At 29.5% G+C, this 19,028-nt stretch carries 15 protein-coding genes; 4 read left to right on the forward strand and 11 right to left on the reverse strand.

Features of this window, described 5'->3' with window-relative positions; translation table 11 throughout:
- Positions 1-191: 191 nt before the first annotated feature.
- Together H9I45_RS09805 and dprA are read right to left on the reverse strand one after the other, a co-directional pair.
- The gene (locus H9I45_RS09805; protein ID WP_088352324.1) at positions 192-1,259 is read right to left on the reverse strand and encodes a hypothetical protein; all 1,068 of its coding nucleotides are present in this window, start codon (positions 1,257-1,259) and stop codon (positions 192-194) included.
- Positions 1,260-1,324: 65 nt separating this feature from the next.
- Positions 1,325-2,425 carry a DNA-processing protein DprA gene (gene dprA / locus H9I45_RS09810; RefSeq protein WP_176397503.1) on the reverse strand — a complete coding sequence of 367 codons (1,101 nt, stop codon included), beginning with the start codon at positions 2,423-2,425 and terminating at the stop codon, positions 1,325-1,327.
- A gap of 95 nt (positions 2,426-2,520) precedes the next feature.
- Between dprA and H9I45_RS09815 the strand changes: the two genes are divergently transcribed.
- From H9I45_RS09815 to H9I45_RS09825, 3 genes are all read left to right on the forward strand, one after another.
- Positions 2,521-3,432 carry an HU domain-containing protein gene (locus H9I45_RS09815; RefSeq protein ID WP_088352326.1) on the forward strand — a complete coding sequence of 304 codons (912 nt, stop codon included), beginning with the start codon at positions 2,521-2,523 and terminating at the stop codon, positions 3,430-3,432.
- 75 nt (positions 3,433-3,507) lie between these two features.
- Positions 3,508-4,017: an acyl-CoA thioesterase gene (locus H9I45_RS09820; RefSeq protein ID WP_088352327.1), complete on the forward strand. Its 510-nt coding sequence runs from the start codon at positions 3,508-3,510 to the stop codon at positions 4,015-4,017.
- A 7-nt stretch (positions 4,018-4,024) separates the two neighbouring features.
- Positions 4,025-4,528, forward strand: coding sequence for a mechanosensitive ion channel family protein (locus H9I45_RS09825; RefSeq protein WP_088352328.1), 504 nt, complete (start codon positions 4,025-4,027; stop codon positions 4,526-4,528).
- Between the two features lie 109 nt (positions 4,529-4,637).
- Here the strand turns inward: H9I45_RS09825 and H9I45_RS09830 are convergent, their stop codons facing one another.
- The 7 genes from H9I45_RS09830 to H9I45_RS09860 form a co-directional block, all read right to left on the reverse strand.
- Positions 4,638-5,198: a type 1 glutamine amidotransferase domain-containing protein gene (locus tag H9I45_RS09830; protein ID WP_088352329.1), complete on the reverse strand. Its 561-nt coding sequence runs from the start codon at positions 5,196-5,198 to the stop codon at positions 4,638-4,640.
- A 162-nt stretch (positions 5,199-5,360) separates the two neighbouring features.
- Complete coding sequence (locus tag H9I45_RS09835) at positions 5,361-6,368, reverse strand: mechanosensitive ion channel family protein (RefSeq protein WP_217896849.1); 1,008 nt, start codon at positions 6,366-6,368, stop codon at positions 5,361-5,363.
- A gap of 9 nt (positions 6,369-6,377) precedes the next feature.
- Positions 6,378-9,374, reverse strand: a complete 2,997-nt coding sequence (locus tag H9I45_RS09840; RefSeq protein ID WP_088352331.1) for an ATP-binding protein — start codon at positions 9,372-9,374, stop codon at positions 6,378-6,380.
- Between the two features lie 115 nt (positions 9,375-9,489).
- On the reverse strand, positions 9,490-10,713 hold the full coding sequence (locus H9I45_RS09845) for a murein hydrolase activator EnvC family protein (RefSeq protein ID WP_088352332.1): 1,224 nt from the start codon (positions 10,711-10,713) through the stop codon (positions 9,490-9,492).
- The gene (gene lolB1 / locus H9I45_RS09850) at positions 10,713-11,414 is read right to left on the reverse strand and encodes a lipoprotein insertase outer membrane protein LolB1 (RefSeq protein WP_228454843.1); all 702 of its coding nucleotides are present in this window, start codon (positions 11,412-11,414) and stop codon (positions 10,713-10,715) included. Before lolB1 ends, H9I45_RS09845 begins: the two co-directional genes overlap by 1 nt.
- A gap of 65 nt (positions 11,415-11,479) precedes the next feature.
- Entirely contained in the window at positions 11,480-12,460 is a 981-nt protein-coding gene (locus tag H9I45_RS09855) for a tetratricopeptide repeat protein (protein ID WP_088352334.1), read from the reverse strand.
- Complete coding sequence (locus H9I45_RS09860) at positions 12,460-13,476, reverse strand: sugar phosphate nucleotidyltransferase (RefSeq protein WP_088352335.1); 1,017 nt, start codon at positions 13,474-13,476, stop codon at positions 12,460-12,462. The genes H9I45_RS09855 and H9I45_RS09860 overlap by 1 nt, the downstream gene beginning before the upstream one ends.
- Before the next feature lie 614 nt (positions 13,477-14,090).
- On the opposite strand from H9I45_RS09860, the gene H9I45_RS09865 reads away from it, so the two are divergent.
- Positions 14,091-15,959 carry an ABC-F family ATP-binding cassette domain-containing protein gene (locus H9I45_RS09865; protein WP_088352336.1) on the forward strand — a complete coding sequence of 623 codons (1,869 nt, stop codon included), beginning with the start codon at positions 14,091-14,093 and terminating at the stop codon, positions 15,957-15,959.
- 173 nt (positions 15,960-16,132) lie between these two features.
- On the opposite strand, the gene H9I45_RS09870 is transcribed toward H9I45_RS09865, so the two are convergent.
- Together H9I45_RS09870 and H9I45_RS09875 are read right to left on the reverse strand one after the other, a co-directional pair.
- The gene (locus H9I45_RS09870; protein WP_088352337.1) at positions 16,133-16,852 is read right to left on the reverse strand and encodes a 3'-5' exonuclease; all 720 of its coding nucleotides are present in this window, start codon (positions 16,850-16,852) and stop codon (positions 16,133-16,135) included.
- A gap of 86 nt (positions 16,853-16,938) precedes the next feature.
- Positions 16,939-18,996, reverse strand: a complete 2,058-nt coding sequence (locus H9I45_RS09875) for a T9SS type A sorting domain-containing protein (protein WP_088352338.1) — start codon at positions 18,994-18,996, stop codon at positions 16,939-16,941.
- Between the last annotated feature and the right edge of the window lie 32 nt (positions 18,997-19,028).

Below are 19,028 nucleotides of genomic sequence, written 5' to 3' on the forward strand. Positions count from 1 at the left end.
GTTTAGCCCAGATTGAACGACATGTTTGAGCTCTTTTTTATTCTTTTTTGAATAAAAAAAGCGAGTAGTGAAAGCTGGAAATAGCTCCTAAAAAAAAGACATCTTTTTAAAAATGAAGTATGGATTCCTGCCTTCGCAGGAATGACATTGTGAGTTTAAAATTTGAGTGAGAGATAAAAAAACACTTGGTATTAAAACAACTCTTTATTACTAATATCTAAATAGTTACGCTTTACAAATGCGAGAATTGTTTCGAGAATTTCGCCCATATTTTCGCAATCTTTAAACTTTACATCTCCCACATATTTTATTAAATGAGATTTTAAAAGTTCTACGTTTTCTGGGAAAGAAATCGTGTCTGCTTTCATGCATTTAATTAAACGTGCAGTTCTTCTTGGTGCAGTAATCATCCTTTTTGCCATGAAAGAACGTTCTTCTATTTTATATTGTCTTATGGAATTGTTTTTTAGTTTTTTACCAACCATTTCTATCATCTTAAAGTTCTCTTTCATGAACTGTAAGTTGTAAACTTTTAGGTTTCCTTCGAAAGATTGTTGATCGAAATCTATGGCTCTAATCTTATAAATAATATGGTCGAAATCGTGCGTTGGTGTAATTACATAGTTGTAAGAACGCATATCACCCAACAAGCGCACCAAACAACGTTCTTTAAATTTTACAAATTCTTTGGCGATTTGAGATTTTTCTAATTCTGTACAATGTGGCAAGAAATCTCGCATAAAGTCGTCTCCAGGAATTCCTGCAATATGTTCTTCTATTAAAGTGTCTTTGTAAACCAGAAAGTTCATGTTATGAGGAGAAAGTATATGTTCTAATTCCAAACCATAAACTCTAGAAGCATCCGCCTTTTTTACATAAAAATAGGTGAAATTATCATTTAAAATATTTCTAATTTTTATTCTGAATGGTTTCGAATTACCAAACGTACAGTAATCAATAGCATCTACATTTAAAAAGGGTATTGCATCGTCATTTCCATCTGAATGCAACATTGTATAGACTTTCTTAAGGCTTTTATCAATCTCGTTTCTATCGGAATCTGAGTAATAGGTACGAATCCAAAGTGTGTCTTCATCATTTTTATCATAGACAGTTACTGAGCCTTGAAAACGCAATAAATCGTCATAACAAATAGAATTTTTCATGTTTCTATTGTAGTTTTTTAGATATGCATGCAACATTTCATTTATGGGAAATGAAGGCTTTTTCTTGGACATCAATTTTTTTTCTACTGCCATCTCTCTTTTCTATTGATTTTTCTCAAAAATAAGAATAATTAAAGGATTATTTTAAAACGAATTATTTAAATCAGTTCAAATAATTTTCCAGGTAAAGGTTTTAAAACTCCTTTCATTTCCATCTGTAATAAAATAGATGATAATTGATAAATAGGAATATTACATTCCAAAGAAATTACATCTAATAATTGTTGCCCTTTTTGGTGTAACAAATCGTAAATTTTTTGCTCGTTTTCATTCAACTCCACAAATAATTGTTTTTGAATGGGTTTGGGTTTTTCTTGAATGTCCCAATTTAGCATTTTTACAATATCTTCTGCTGAAGTTAATAATTGCGCTCTGTTATTTTTGATAAGGTTATTACAACCTTTGCTATAAATATCTGTGGTTCTTCCAGGAACTGCAAAAACGTCTCTATCGTAAGAATTGGCAATATCTGCAGTTACTAAAGAACCTCCTTTTTCTGCAGATTCTATAATTATAGTTGCTTTAGAAATTCCTGCAACAATTCTGTTTCGTTTTAAAAAATTTTCTCTTAAAGGTGTTTCTTGGTGCCAAAATTCGGTTAGAAATCCACCATTTTCATTTACTTGATTGATGTATTTTTTATGAACTTTAGGATAAATTTCTTCTAAACCATGTGCTAAAACTGCAATTGTTTGTAGCTTATTTTTAACGGCTGCTTTGTGCGCACAAATATCTACTCCGTAAGCAAAACCACTTACAATTATTGGATTGTGTTCTGCTAAATCGTCTACAAGTTTGTTACAAAAATCTCGTCCATAAGAACTCATGTTTCTTGTACCAACGATTGAAATAATTTTATCATTCGAAAAATCGATATTTCCATCTTTAAATAACAAAATTGGGCTGTCTATACAATGTTGTAAATTGCTTGGATAATCGTTATCCAGAAAATAGGAATAATTAATATTATTATCTAGAATATATTTTAGCTCTTGTTCTGCAGATTTGACGTTTTTAGCATCAAAAAGATGTTTTAAAACGTGATTTCCAATTCCGTTTATTTTTGATAAAGTTGTCGCTTTTTCATTGAAAATTTCAGAGACATCTCCCACATTTACAATGAGTTTCTTTGCCAAAATATCGCCAACAGCTTTACTTTTCTGCAATCGTAAAATAGCGAGTAATTTTTCTTCTTCCAACACATAACAATTTGACAACCAAGATATAAAAAAATTGTTGATAATTTTTAGAGAACTTTCTTTTGTGAAACCCCAAAACTTATATATTTGTTACAATGAATTTAGCCAACTACATAAACGATTTATTATACAGATACGATTGCGTAATTGTTCCAGATTTTGGAGGATTTGTAACCAATAGAATTGGTGCAAAATTAAATGAGAATACTCATACTTTTTATCCGCCAACGAAACAAATAACGTTTAATAGTCATCTACAACATAATGATGGTTTATTGGCAAATTACATTGCTTCTACCGAAAACATTTCTTTCGAAAAGGCTTCTACTGCTATTTCTTTGTCTGTAATTAAGTGGCAAAACGAAATTCAGACTAAAACTGTAAGTCTTAAAAATTTAGGAACTATTTCCCTAAATGAAACGCAACAAATTGTTTTTGAACCAACTAAAGAAGTTAATTTCTTAACAGAATCTTTTGGATTATCTACTTTAGAATCTTCCGCAATTAAAAGATATAAAGAACAAGTAAAACCTTTAGTTCCTGTTACTAAAACTGATGACAAAAAAGGCGTTCCTGCATTTATAAAATATGCTGCAACTGCTGCAATTTTATTAACATTAGGTTTTGCAGGTTACAATGGTTATCAACAAAACAAGCAAAAAGAAGTTTTGGCAACCCAGCAAGAAGCGTTGGATAAAAAAATACAATCTGCAACTTTTGTAATTTCTAACCCATTACCTACAATTGAGTTGAATGTTGCTAAAGAAATTGTAAAACCTTATCATGTTGTTGCTGGTGCATTTCAGTTTCCTGAAAACGCTGCTAAAAAGGTAAAACAGTTAAAAGCGAAAGGATTTGATGCTAAGATTATTGGAGTTAATAAATGGGGTTTAACTCAGGTAACTTACAATAGTTATGCTGATAAAAATAAGGCGATTAACAGTTTAAATAAAATTAAGAGAACTGTTTCTAAAGATGCTTGGTTGCTTATAAATACTCCAAAATAATTTACCTTTTCTTTATACTTTTTGCCTTCACTTTTAACTAAGTGATTACTATCTTTGCGAAAAATTTATTTTTTGATGGAAACAAAAACACCTAAAGATTCTTTAACCATTTTAACAGATTTAGTTTTACCTGGAGATACTAATTATTTAGACAATCTTTTTGGTGGAGAGTTATTGGCTAGAATGGATAGAGCTTGTAGCATTGCAGCAAGAAGACACTCTAGAAGAATTGTAGTAACAGCATCTGTAAACCATGTTGCATTTAACAAATCTGTGCCAGTTGGAAGTGTAGTTACAGTAGAAGCTAAAGTTTCTAGGGCATTTAAATCTTCAATGGAAATTTATGTTGATGTTTGGATTGAAGACAGACAATCTGGACAGAAAACAAAAGTAAATGAAGGTATTTATACTTTTGTTGCTGTCGATGAAACAGGGAAACCTGTTCAAATTCCGCAAATTATTGCAGAAACAGATTTAGAAAAAGAACGTTATGAAGGTGCTCTAAGGCGTAAACAATTAAGTTTGGTTTTGGCTGGTAAATTAAATCCTAATGAAGCCACAGAATTAAAAGCATTATTTAATTAATATTATTATGGAATTTTTTAACCACTATAAATTTATTGGAACTATTCTTGTTTTTGTTGTTGCTATTTTTACAAGATGGGCAATTACAAAATCTTTACGAAAAATTCAATTGAAATTCGGTTTTCAAAAAGCGAGAATATTAGTAACAAATAAAATTATTACAATTCTAATTTATGTAACTGTTATAATTGTAGTTGCCTTTATTTGGGGTGTTGACGAGAAACAATTACTAATTTATGTTTCCTCTTTTTTAACCATTTTAGGAATTGCATTTTTTGCACAATGGTCTATACTTTCTAACATTACTGCTGGTATTATTCTATTTGTAAATTATCCCGTAAAAATTGGAGATACAATTACTGTTTTAGAAAAAGACAATAATATTACTGGAGAAATTAGAGATATTGGTGCTTTTTTTATCACTTTAAGAACCCCAGAAAAAGAATTAATTACATTACCAAATTCTATTATTCTTCAAAAAAGTATAAAATATTTTCCACAACCAGATTAATTAATCTTTTGCTTGATATAAAATATATAAAAAAAGCCAGTGAAAATTTCACTGGCTTTTTGCTATTTATCGTTTTTATATAACTACTTTAATTCTTGTTAAAGAAATATTATGCAGTTTGTTCTTCGTGTTTTCCTTCGTAAATTTCTTCTACCAATTTTGCATTAAATGCTGGTAAATCTTCAGGATTTCTACTAGTTACCAATCCTGCATCTACAACAACTTCTTCGTCTGTCCAATTTGCGCCTGCATTAATAATATCTGTTTTAATAGAACAGTAAGAAGTTACATTTCTGCCTTCTAAAACACCTGCTTCTGCCAACAACCAAGGTGCGTGACAAATTGCTGCTACTGGTTTATGGTTTTCGAAAAACGATTTTACAAAATCTACTGCATTTTTATCATTTCTTAAAGTATCTGGGTTTATAACTCCTCCAGGTAACACCAATCCATTATAATTTGCTTGCGAAACTTCGTCTAAAGTTTTATCTACTTGATAAGAATTACTCCAATTTCCATTTTTCCAAGCTTTAATATTTCCAGATTTTAGAGAAACAATATGCACATCTGCACCTGCATTTTCTAAGGCTTGTTTTGGTTCGCTTAATTCACTTTCTTCAAATCCATTTGTTGCTAAAATTGCAACTGTCTTTCTGTTTAAGTTTTCCATTTTGTATTTTTTAAAGTTAATATATATTGAAAGTAGATGTAAAATCTAAATTCAATACTAAATTACAAAGTATAAGAAACTTCGATTAACGGTATCGAAAACAAAATTGACACAAATACTATTTAAGAGGATTTTAAGCGTATGTTTAGTGTAAAAAACAACCTATCTCAAATCTTTAGGATCAATTATATTCTGTTCTAAAAGCTGTTTTATTACAATTTCTGTCATGTCGCTTTTAAAGGCAAATTCGTATCGAATATCTACAACATAAGCTTTTAAACGCATTTTTAAATACGAACGACCTTCTTTTACCTCGTTAAAAAATAACACGTAAATAGGTTTGTTTAAATAGATGTATTTAGAGATTTGAGCGGATTCATTCGCTAATTGACGAACGCGTTTAGTATCCACTGTAATTGGTAAATAAATTTCTGCAACAACTTGGCAATTGGCTTCACCTGTATTAGAATTCGACACAGATTGGTTCATTAATTCTCCATTAGGAATACTTACCAAAGAATCGTCTGCAGTTACAATTCGTATCGAACGCAAACCAATTTCTACAACTTCTCCATAATGACTACCAACTTCAATTTTATCGCCAACTGTAAAAGGTCTATCTAAAAGAATTATAATTCCACCAAAAATATTCTTAATAATATCTTGTGATGCAAAACCAACTGCAATACCTAATGAAGCAGAAACTGCAATTAGTGTGGCTGCAGGAGGTTGAAAAATTGCAACAATAATTAAAACGATGATAAAAATCCAACCAAAAATCTTAACTACAGGAATAATTCCTTTTATTGCAATACGTTGGTTTGTAAATTTTTCTGCATATCGTTCTAATAACTTAACAGTAAATTTTATAAATAAATAGCCAATAATAATAAATATAATTGCCCAGAAAATTTTTCCTGCAGAAAAGAATTCCCAAATTGGTGGTGGCGTTAAATTCTCTACTATTTTATCTTTGGTGTTTTTTACTTCTTTTTTAACCTCCTTCTTTGCTTCAGCTTTTACAATACTATTTATTTTCAGAGAATCAACTTTTACAGTATCTACTTGTTGAACAGTTGAAGATTGAATTGGTAAAAACGCAGTTATATTTTTATTTATTGCCATTAAATTGGCAGAAATAAAGAGGAATATGATAATTATTTTTTTCATTGTATTTATTTAATGAATCACATTTTTACTTTTTAATAAAGAGGTAATTTGACGATATAAAAATATGTTTATGGTGTAAAACTCTTCATTTTCCATGGTTAACAAACCTTTTTCATATAATGCGTGCACAATATTTTTAGTGTGTTGCTCATTTAAGCTAGAGAGGGTTACAATATCATCTATGGTTAATCTTTCTTGCAATAAAATGCTATTTAGCAATAACAATTTTACAGGCGCTAATTTGTTTAAAAACGATGTATTTATACTTTTTAAAGAACGCATATAAATGGTACTTCCAGAAACTTTTACTGTGGAACGAATCCAATACATAAAAGCAATTCTAAAATTACTTTGTGCAATTTTATTAATGTCGCTAAAAAATTCTTCTTTTAAAATTTCTTGCTGTATTTCCACAGGAGATTTTAAAAACTTTTTGGTTAAATAGGCTGCTGGTGGTTGCTCGAAATATAAATTGTAACCACTAATTTTATGTCTTTTTATTAAGGCTTCTTTTATGGTTTGTTTATCAATTTCATTCATTTCTATTTGAAACGCAAAAAGCTCCGATATTTGAATCGATTTATCTAAATATTGAAATGCATACTTAGACGAAGTAACAATCCAAAATATATTTTTCTTAGTAGAAGCAATTAAATTAGATAACAAATGAAGCACATTAAAACCTCCAACTTTTCTAAAGTATAAATATTGAAGATCTTCTAAAATAATAATTCTCTTTTTTCCTGTGTTGAAAAACTCAATCCACTCTTCTATGGTTTCAAAATCTTTTTTAAAAGAGGTTTTTAGAAATGCAATAAGCTCAATTGGTTCGCTAATATTTTGTTTTGATGATAAAAAAATGGTTTTTGGCATTTTTTTATGTTGACTCAAAAAATGATGAATTAAAGATGTTTTTCCAGAACCTCTTTCCCCAACAATTACTGTGGCTGCATAATGGTTTTTATCAAATTCGGTATAAGCTTTGTCTAAATTTTGTAAAGCTTCTGTTCTTCCAATAAATAACGCTTCGTTTTGTAAAGTTTCCGAACGAAACAAACGTTGATATACATATGGTAACTCGTTTAAAGCTTCTTCTGCTTGTTTTAAAAATTCAGATAAATCGCTATTTACATCTGCGATTTCTTTGTATAAACCTGTTCTAATCAAAAGATTTTTAACACGACCTGCTGTTTTTGTGTACTTATCTTTTGAATAATTTACAGCAATAGGCACAAAATTCTTAACGTTATTTATTACTTTTTCTTTAAGTAATTTACTTTTTTCTATAGATTTTGCTTTTGCAATAGACAATCTAATTTCTAAAATATTTTCTGTATCTGTTAATTCTAATATGCTTTTGTTAAATTTATGGATGCTTGGCAATAGCAATTCGCCATTGGAAACATTTAAATCTGCTAACGTATTTTTTAATTCTTCGATTTTGTCTTCACTTCTTTCTAAACCTTCTAAAGCTACTTTTTTAGGTGAATTTTCTGTGGAAATACTATCATCAGTATCATTTTCGAAAAGAGATAATGCAGATTCTAGATTAAATTCACTTACTTGAGCCAACGCATTTATATCGTCTATAAAAGAAGTAACTTTTACATTTAAATCTACCTTTGCTTGTTTAATTGTAGTGAGTAAACTTGGCCAACTTTGGTAAGTTACCAATTCGTAAGGAGATATATAATTGATAGAAGATGTAGCTGTTTTTGTGCTATAATCTATATCTGAACTAATCGCTCTTTTTGTAGAAAGTGTCTTTAAAACTTGTAAAATATTTTCTTCAAATTGATTAATTTGTAATGGTAATTCTAAATTTGTAACTCTTATTGAAGTTTCTTCAATAATTTTTTTAAAGCTTTTATTTACATTTTTCAACTCACTAACAAACGTACTCTTAATGTCTGCTTTTGTCTTCGCTTTTGAGATGGTACTTTTTACTTCAGATAAATATGTCTTAATATTTTCTAATTCATTTTGAATGACTTCTGAGCGCTTGTTTATAGACCTTTCTAAAAAATCATATTTAAAAATTACACTAAATAAAATTTTAAATATTTCAATATCTAATTCCCAATCACTTTCTAAAACACTAAAGGTATTTAGCCAAAGTTTAGCATCTTTTTGGCTTTTCTCTAAAACCTCTTTTTGGTAATTTTCAATTTTATTTGTGTTGAAAAAATTGGCAGAAAGCTCAAAAGTATCTGCTTTGTACAATGCATTTGAATAATTTAAAGCATTTGCCTCAAAAATTTCTGTGAATGCTAATTTATGATGTTCAATTCTAGTTTCTAAAGAAGGCAAATTATCTAAAGCAACTAATAAATCATCAGAAAAAGACATTTCTTTATTATCTGATAAAAGAAGTTCTATAGATTCGTCAATTTTATTATCTACATTCCAATAAGTATTGGTAATTTCTGAGATCTCTTTATTTACAGCATCTACAGCTGTAGATAATTTTTTAGTGAGTTCACTTTTAAAATAATAGGCTGTAGCATTTTTTAAAGGAACTTCTTGTTGCCAAAAAATTACATCTTTTTTCGTTTTTCTAAAAACATTGGCCGTTTTTAAAGGAAGTTTCGAAACATTAAATAAGGTACGTTTAACTCCTTTTCTAAATTTTAGGGTTTTAGAATCTGTCTCTAAACCAAAAAAACGTTCTCTGTCTTGTATTCTTTTTATTGAAGTATCTAAAGTCTCTAAATGTGCATCTAAAGACGAATAATAATCGTTAAATGAAACCTCTTCATCAACATTTAAAGAAGAAAAATAATTAGAAATTATATTCTCTAATTCATACTTATAAACATCTAAAGCTTCAATTGTTGCAGTTTTATCTTCTTTTGCATAGGTTTTACCAACGAGGTTTTTTTGAAGACTCTCTATTTTTTGCATCGTTTTATGATGCTCAGTAATTTTTCCTAAAAAAGCAGACAGTAGCTTATCATTAAATAAAGTTGCTATTGTGTTTTTTTCTTGTAAAATAATTTCTTCCATTGACGATAGTTGATATACCAAAGATATCTAATAAAAATAAATAATTTCAAAAAATTTATTTTATTGATTTTTAGGTACTAAAAGTGAAGTTACAAAAAGTTTTTTATTCTAAAACCTATCTTTTTAAAATCCAAGAAGCAGGATTTAAAGGAATTGTATTTTTATAAATTGCAAAAATAAGATTTGTTTTTCCTGAAACTTTATCTGTAAAGATTTTACCTATATTTTGCCCAACAACAATGGCATCTCCTTTTTTTACGTATAATTTACTTAAATTATTATATGAAGATATATAGTTTCCATGCCTAATTAAAACGTTTTTTCTTCCTTCTGAAGAAACTAAAATATTCATTACTAATCCACTGAATATTGCTTCTGCATTATTTCCGTTTTTTGTTGCAATATGTAAACCTGTTCCATTAATTGTAATTCCTGGAAAAGTTGGGTGTTTTTGTCGTCCGAATTTTCTTGTAATTAAACCCTCTTTTACTGGCCAAGGTAATTTTCCTTTGTTTAGCTCGAATTTTGCGGCTAATGCTTTCGCTTCCGGACTTAATATAAACTCGTTTTTCTTAGAAGATTTTGGTTTATTTTTTACTGTTTTATTTGCTTTTGCAATTTCATCTCTAATAATTTTATCGATTTTTGCAGCCACTTTTTTATCTTCCTGAATTTTAGCTCTTAGATCTCTTTTGTATTTATTTTCTTTCTTTTTAATGGTAGAAATTAGTTTTTCTTGACTCTTTTTATCTAATTCGATAATATTCTTTTGCTCTTTTTCTGCTAATATTAAGGTATCTTTTACTAGCTTTTGTTGCAGTAAAGAATCGTTCATTTTTTTTACAACGTTTGTTTGATCTTCAATTGCTTCTCCCTGCTTTTTTCTGAAAGAGACATATTGTTTCATGTATTCCAAACGTTTGTATGCTTGATAAAAATTTTGTGAAGACAACAAAAACATCGCTCTACTTTGCTGCGATTTGCTTTTGTAAGATTTAAAAATCATGTCTCCATAATCTTTTTTAAGGTCGGAAAGTTGTTTTTCTAACTTGACTAATTCTTTTTGATTTTTTTTAATCTCGTTAGACAATAATTTCGATTCTAAATTAATCGTGTTTATTAATTTTAATCGAACTTGTATTTTCTGGTTGATATCTTTTAGGTTCTCTAAAGCATTTTTTTCTTTTTTCTGCTCTGTAAACAACAAACTATTTACTTGCTGGATTTCTTTTTTCAGTTTTTTACGTTGTTGTTCTAACTCTTTTCTAGTTTGCCCGAAAACTGAAAGACAACTTAAAAAGAATACGAAAAATGCGATATGAAGTTTTCCTTTTATCACTATAACTCTATGCGTTTATACCCATTTGGTATTGAAAAAGAAGTATTTATTTCTGTATTAAATTCCACAGATTTTAAATCGAAATCTATTTGTGTAAACTTCTTTTTATCTTTCGCTTTAATTTTAATTTCTTGTGGAAAAACAACCTCGTCTACAACTGTGTATGAAGGATATAAAATATCTAATCGTTGTTCTTTTGCAGAATTTACAATAGATTGGCTATTGAGTTTAAAATGTCCTGGATGAATATCAAAAAAAGCATCGAATAAAATAGATTGCACATCCGGATTTAAAACATAAGAATTATTTACAATTTCAATTGCTTGTTTTTCTTCTTTTAAATCTAAAATAGCCTGACCTAAAAATAAGTTTTGAAGCTGGTTAAAATTGATTTCTGTTCCTAATAATTCTTCTAACATTGTAAAATCGCCATCGAAATATTTTTTTTCTAAGGGAGAATAAAACTGAACAGAGGTTGGTGTAATTTTGGCTTTAAAAACAGAGATAAACTTGGTTCCTTTCAACCAAATTACCTTGTCTTTCTCCATCTTCATATACACAGAAATACTCTGGTTTATTTTACCATTATTAAAATTGGCTTTAAATTTTGCGTCTATAGTTTTTTTATCAAAATTATTAGAAATGTGCTTTTTTACTACTTTTTTAACAGACATTTCTTTGGCTACAACTGCAGTTCCCATTGTATATTTTTTTGTTTTACACGAAGCGAAAACAAGTACACAAATTAATATATATTTTAAAAATCTCATATTCCTTTCAGCTTTTTATATTTTTCTAAAAACTTTCGCTCGTCTTTTTTATTTCCTAATCCTTTATAAGAAGTAGATAATTCTTTGTAGAAATCTGCTTCCATATCATCTTCAATAACAAAATCGATACCATTTTGTAAAGTTTCAACAGCTTTTTTATACTCTTTTTTAATATTTAATGCTTTTCCATTAACCAAATACACAAAAGGTTGTGCAGGAAAAAGAGCAATACCTTCTTCGCTAAATTTTAAAAGACGCTCTGGGTTATCTTTCGATTTATTTAAAATTTCTTCTAAAATTTTATAAGATTTATCTGTTTTAAAACTCGAAACTAAATCTTGGATATTTGTATTTAATTTTTGAGCTTTTGGCTCTTCTTTCCTCTTGTTTAAGCTTGCTTTTAATCTTTTTAAATTTGCAGAAAGAACCTCTTCTTTTTCTAAAATATTTAATAAAGAAACAGCACTTTTACTATCTCTATTTTGAAGATACAAACGAACTAAATATTCCCTTTCTCTAGGATATTTAGCGATTATTTTTTGTTGCGTTTTTATAGCTTCTGGAAAATTTCTTTCTCGAACTTGTATTTTTACCAATTGTTTTAGCATCCAAATATTATCTGGTTCTTGATCTAATGCTCTATTAATATATTCTTTAGCCAAAAGAATATTGTTTAGGCGTAAATAATTTTTAGAAAACTCAAAAAAAACCGTTAAATTATTAGGCAAAATTTGATTACAGTTCTCTAGATTTTCTATTGCTTTTTGGTAATTTCCAATAGATTTTTGAGAAAGTGCTATAAAAAAAGATTGTTGAAAAAGTAACTCTTTTTCTTCTGTTAAATCTTTTGCTGCAGGAATACTGTCTTGAGAATAGGTTTTAGTAGAGAAAAGAATAAATAACAAAGAAAAGAGCACAAACTTTAAACAAGTGGCTCTCTTTTCTTTCTTTTCTATAATTTTACTTCTTATTTTCATTAAGTTAATTCTGTATAGTCTCCAATACTTACTGAAGTATATCTACCATTATATTTTGCATGATTTCCAATCATAGCTTTGTTTAAATTTGCATTAGAAATTGCTACATTAGATTGTATTAATGAGTTTGAAATGATAGAATTTAATACAATTCCATTATCGCCAATAGAAACATGAGGTCCAATTTTACTATCTTTTAAAACCACATTTTTGCCAATATAACAAGGTTGTATAATTTCGGAATTCTCTAATATAACGTCTTCGGAAACCAAATTATTACCTGCTTCTTGCTCGAAATCTAAAACTTGCTTGTTTGTATCTACTGTTGGGTCTTTTTTACCACAATCCATCCAAGCATCTACAGTTCCAGGAATAAACTTTGCACCATCTTGTTTTAATGTTTCTAAAACATTGGTTAATTGATATTCGTTATTTTCTCTTAAATCATTGTCTATTAAATATTGAATTTCTTCTCTTACTCTATCTCCATCTTTAAAGTAATAAATACCAATAATGGCTAAGTCTGAAACAAATTCCTTTGGTTTTTCTATAAAATCTGCAATAAAACCATCTTCTAACTTTACAACACCAAAAGCACTTGGATCTTCCACTTGTTTTACCCAAATTGCTCCATCTGCATTTGCATCTAAAGTAAAGTTTGCTTTAAATAAAGTATCTGCATAAGCCACAACACAAGGCCCAGATAAAGAATCTTTTGCACAATACAAAGCGTGTGCAGTTCCTAAAGCTTCCTCTTGCACATAAACAGAACCTTTTGCTCCTAGTTCTTTTGCTATTTTTAATAAATTTTGTTCCGTTTCTGCTGGAAATCCTTTTTTAGCTGGGCCAATTATAAATGCAATTTCATCTATTTTTTCATCTATTACAGAAGAAATATCTTCCACCAAACGTTGCACAATTGGTTTCCCTGCAATTACTGTTAAAGGTTTTGGTACTGTTAGTGTATGTGGTCTCAAACGAGAACCAATGCCTGCCATTGGAACAATTATTTTCATTTCCTTTTTTTACTATTAATAGGTTTGCAATATACTATTTCTATAGAGATACTGAAAGTATAAAACTTCATTATTAGAGATGATTTAGAGAAAAATAAACTTCTTAAAGTTCTAAGTTGTAAAAAATAATTTAACCATTAAATTGCTCAAAAGAACAATTCATTTTATTACAAAAAAGCGTTTATTCGAATGAATTCTCAATTGAAACAAAAAGTTTCGACGATAAATAAATAATATAATAATCTTTTTGAATTTTATTTTAAGTTTAAAAAAACCAATCTCAGACTGGTTTTTTTGCTATATAGATTTTTCGACTATCCCTGAGCTCAGGGATGCGTATCCCTGAGCTCAGGGATGCGAAAAATATACGGTATTCAGGGATTGACAAGTACTTCTATAAGATATATATTTACAACATCATAGTGTCATTTAATTTTGCATCCCCTACAAGCAGACCCCTAAATGTTAAATGAACAGAAAAAAACCCAAGATTTATCTTGGGTTTTCTCGTTTATAGAACTTTTTATTGATAAATATGTTTCTTAAAAAATAATTGATAGATAAACCCAACTGAACGCCATCGTTTTTTCGTTTCTTTGCAAAAAAGAAGATTAATGAACTATTTATCAGTAGAAAATATCTCTAAATCCTATGGAGAGCGTGTTTTGTTTGAAGACATTTCTTTTGGAATTAATAAAGATCAAAAAGTTGCTTTTGTTGCAAAAAATGGAAGTGGTAAAACCTCTATATTAAATATTATTGCTGGTTTAGATGTACCAGATACTGGACAAATAGTAACCCGTAAAGATATTTCTATTGCTTATTTAGCTCAAAATGATGAGTTGGATAAAAACCTAACCATCGAAGAAACCATTTTCGCGACAGATAACAAGATTCTTTCTATTGTAAATCAATATGAAAAAGCTTTAAAAAACTTGGATGATACAGATGCATACCAAACTGCATTTGAGCAAATGGAGCAATTTAATGCTTGGGATTTTGAGACACAATACCGTCAAATTTTATCGAAATTAAAATTAGAAGATTTATCGTTAAAAGTAGGTAAACTTTCTGGTGGACAAAGAAAAAGACTTAGCTTGGCAATTGTTCTAATTAACAAACCAGATTTATTAATTTTAGATGAACCAACCAATCATTTAGATTTAGAGATGATAGAATGGTTGGAAGCTTTTTTCGCCAAAGAGAAAATTACCTTATTTATGGTTACTCACGACCGTTATTTTTTAGAACGTGTTTGTAACGAAATTTTAGAACTAGATGAAGGTAAAATCTATAAATACAAAGGAAATTACTCTTATTACCTTCAAAATAAAGAAGAGCGTTTGGCTTTAGAAGCTACCAATTTAAGCAAAGCGAAAAGCTTGTTTAAAAAAGAATTAGATTGGATGCGAAAGCAACCAAAAGCAAGAACCACAAAGTCGAAATCGAGAACAGACGATTTTTATCAAATTAAAGAAAAAGCACACCAACGCAGAAAAGACCATCAAGTTCAGTTAGAAATAAATATGGAACGTTTGGGAAGCAAAATTTTAGAGCTTCATAAAGTGTACAAATCTTTTGGAAACAAGAAAATTTTAGATGGTTTCGATTATGTTTTTAAACGTGGAGAACGTGTTGGAATTATTGGTAAAAACGGAACAGGAAAATCGTCCTTTTTAAATATTATTACAGAAAAAGCACCATTAGATGGTGGAAAAGTTGTTTTGGGTGAAACTGTAAAATTCGGTTATTACACACAAGCTGGTATCGAAATTAAAGAAGGACAAAAAGTAATTGAGGTTGTAAAAGAATTTGGAGAATTTATTCCACTTTCTAAAGGAAGAAAAATTTCTGCATCACAATTATTAGAACGTTTTCTGTTTGATAAAAAGAAACAATACGATTTTGTTGAAAAACTTTCTGGAGGAGAACAAAAGCGTTTGTATTTGTGTGCTGTTTTAATTCAGAATCCAAATTTTTTAATTTTAGATGAGCCCACAAACGATTTGGATGTTGTTACGTTAAATGTTTTAGAAAATTTCTTATTAGATTTTCCAGGAAACTTATTGGTGGTTTCTCACGACCGTTATTTTATGGATAAAATTGTAGACGCACTTTTCGTTTTTAGAGGCGAAGGTGTTGTCGAAAATTTCCCTGGAAATTATTCCGATTTTAGAGCGTATGATAGTTCTAGTAATAATGAAAGTGTAAAAGTAATTGCTGAAAAACCTGTTGAGAAAAAGGTAGAAAAAAAAGCAACGAAATCAGGCTTAAGTTTTAATGAAAAAAGAGAGTTTGGTGGTTTAGAAGTAGAAATAGAAAGACTTCAAAAAAGAAAAGCAACGATTGAAAATCAGTTTTTGAATGTAGAAATAGAGCCAGATGATATCGCAAAGAAATCTGAAGAATTACAAGAAATTATTAATGCTCTAGAACAGAAAGAAGAGCGTTGGTTAGAGCTTTCTATGTTATTGGAAGATTAGGTTTTTATTTCACAGAGATTCACAAAGAATTTTTCTGGTATGGACGGATTTCAAAGGTTTTTATGAATAGTTACACAGAAATTCAAGGAAGTATTTCACGAAGTTTCTCAGAGTTTTCTAGAACTGAGTTTTTACAGCAGAGTATTTTCTCCTTTAAGAAATTAAAGGAATCATTAATTTACACTTATAATATCTTTTGCTTCTAATAAGTTTTCGTTATTAAAACGCAGTAAAACTTGTGCTACAGCAATGGTATCTTTTTCGCAATAGGTAACAATTCGTTCGATGTTTTTTTCTTTGTAATAAACGCCTGCAACTTCACTACCATCAATATCGTCTTTTGGTGAAGGAATTCCTAAAATGGAAGTTAGTAATTTTAAAGAAGTATAATGTTTATAATCGCCAAATTTCCACAATTCTAAGGTATCTAAATGAGGTACTTCCCATGGTTTTTTACCAAATAAATTTAGCTTTTTGGGGAGTTCTATTTGGTGGACAATCATTCTTCTGGCGATAAAAGGAAAATCGAATTCTTTTCCATTGTGTGCACACAAAACGTTAGAAGCTTTCGAAAAATGTTTGTTTAAAAGATTTTTAAAATCTACAAGAATTTTATGCTCATCATCACCAAAAAAAGAGGTAATTCTCAATTGATTCCTTCCTTCAACCTCTACAAAATAACCAGCAGAAATACATATTATTTTTCCGAATTCTGCCCAAATACCTGCTCTTTCATAAAATTCTTCGGCAGTAAATTCTTCTTTTCTTTGGTATTGTGTTTTCTTCTCGAAAAGTGTTTGCATTTCTTTAGATACAGAGCTCCAATGTTCTTCTTGTGGAACAGTTTCAATATCTAAAAATAAGATATTATTCAATTTTACTTTTAAATTCATCTTTCTCTTTTTTCTACTCTAAAGATACTGAAAATAAAAAAGCTCCGAAAATTCGGAGCTTTTTTATTAAAAAAACAATTAGAAAATTATCTAATTACCAATTTTTTAGTTGCTGTTTTTCCTTCTTCAGTAACTTTTAAAATATAAATTCCTGAGCTAATTGTAGAAACATCTAAAGTAGATTTTGTTCCTGTAAAACTAGATGATAATACATTTTTACCTAAAACATTAAAAATAGCGACTTGCTTCTTACTTGAATTACTAGAAGTAATTGTAAACTCGTTATTAGTAATTGGATTTGGGTAAGTTGTAAAACCTTCTATCTCATTTCTACTTACAGATGCTGTACCTTCTTTTGGTGTAACTTCTGCCCAAGAGTTAGAAATTCTTAAAGCATCTATTTCAATAAATGGTGTTTCACTATTTGAATCTTGTCTTAATACAAAAAGATTAATTGAAGCTGGTGGGTTAGAATCTGTTGATGAAAGTGTAGCTGCTGGAGTTGTACCTTCAAAAGAAGAAGCAGCTGGGTTAATCCATGTACTAACCATTGCATTATCCATGTCATAAGCCATTACAACAAAAATAACCTCATTTAACTCATAAGTACCAGAAGTAAATGTTGGGTTAGAGCTTTCTGTACCATATCCAATATCAAAAGTTGTTTCACCAGTTCCTGTTCCTGGATTTGGTCTTACCCAGAATCTTGCATCATAACCACTTGTACTACCTGCTAAGGCTGCTATATAACCTCCATCAGTTAAATCTGGAGCAGTATTCGTTTGAAATGCTGTAACTTTTAATAAAAAAGACGCATAAACTGTACCTGAATTTATATCTTTAAATGATGTGTAAGTTTCTGAGCCAGATTCATCAAACTTAAGTAAATTACCTGTTGAAGCTTTTAAACCTGTGTAATCTAAATTCCCAGTTGCAACTAACATATCATCACCAGAATTTAACTTTGTCCAAGCTGATTCGTCTCCTAAAATTGCTCCATCAGCGTAATCAAAATCTTCAATTACCGGAAAAGCGATACAAGTTGGGCTAGAAATATTTCTTGTTAAATCACAGTTACTATTAGCAACGTCTCCTTTAAGTGTGAAAGCAACATCTGTACCTTCTGCAATACCAGAAATAGTTATAGTACCAGAAGCACTAGTAGATGGATTATCTCCACCAATGGTTCCAGAATCTGCTGTTAAAGTATAGGTTGATGTATTACCTCCAGTAAATGGAATTGAAACATCATAAGTATCAACACCTGCTGTTTCTGCAACGCACGTACTTGTATAATTATCTAACATAATATCACAAGGAAAGTCCACAGAAAAAGAAACTATAGCCTCTACTTTAGGAGATAAAGAAGCTCCACTATTATCAACCAATTCAGCAGTAATAGTGTAAGATTTACCAGCCTCTACTGTTGCAGATTCTGGAGTAGTAGTAAATATATTCTTAGTACCAGGAGCCTCGCCTGAAGCCTGAAGTGTTCCTTTAATATAACCATCTCCAGTATTATCGCTCATTTCTGAACCATTATCTCCTGAAAGGTTAAAGTTTGAAATAGACAAAGTTATTGGAACTTCTGTAGTAGATCCAGAAAAAACCTGATTTTCAGATGGATTAGTTATTGCTATTGTTGGATCAGAACTTGGAGCAGTCCAAGTAATATCGTCTAAAATAACTTGTTTTGACGTTATATTCTTTATTTCAATAACAACGTTTCCAGTTACATTTATTCCAGGGACAGTAAAAATATGTTCATCTGTATCATCAAAAGCTATAGATGTTCCTTTAGAAACTCCATTAATAAACAGTTCTACTTGCCTGTTTCCACCACCAGTAAATCCTTTATAAAGTTTAACTGAAAAATCTCCAATTCCACCAGAGATAGCACTAGAAGTAATCTTACTATCGTCAGAACTTCTTCTTAACATTAATGCAGGTGCAGTAACCCCTGCAGTCCCAGCATCGTCTCTTGAAGCAACATAAGACCAAGTTATTCCACCTTCTCCAACAAAGCTATTATCAGCATACGAAGTTGTTGCATTTGAATTTGTAAATGGTTCTGCACCCTGCCCTAAAGATAAAAGACTAAAGCAAAGCGTTAAAATAAAAGTAAATAAGTAATTTTTTTTCATAAGTAAAGGTTTAAATAATTTGATGCGTAAAT

This window comes from Polaribacter haliotis (assembly GCF_014784055.1).
Classification (GTDB): domain Bacteria; phylum Bacteroidota; class Bacteroidia; order Flavobacteriales; family Flavobacteriaceae; genus Polaribacter; species Polaribacter haliotis.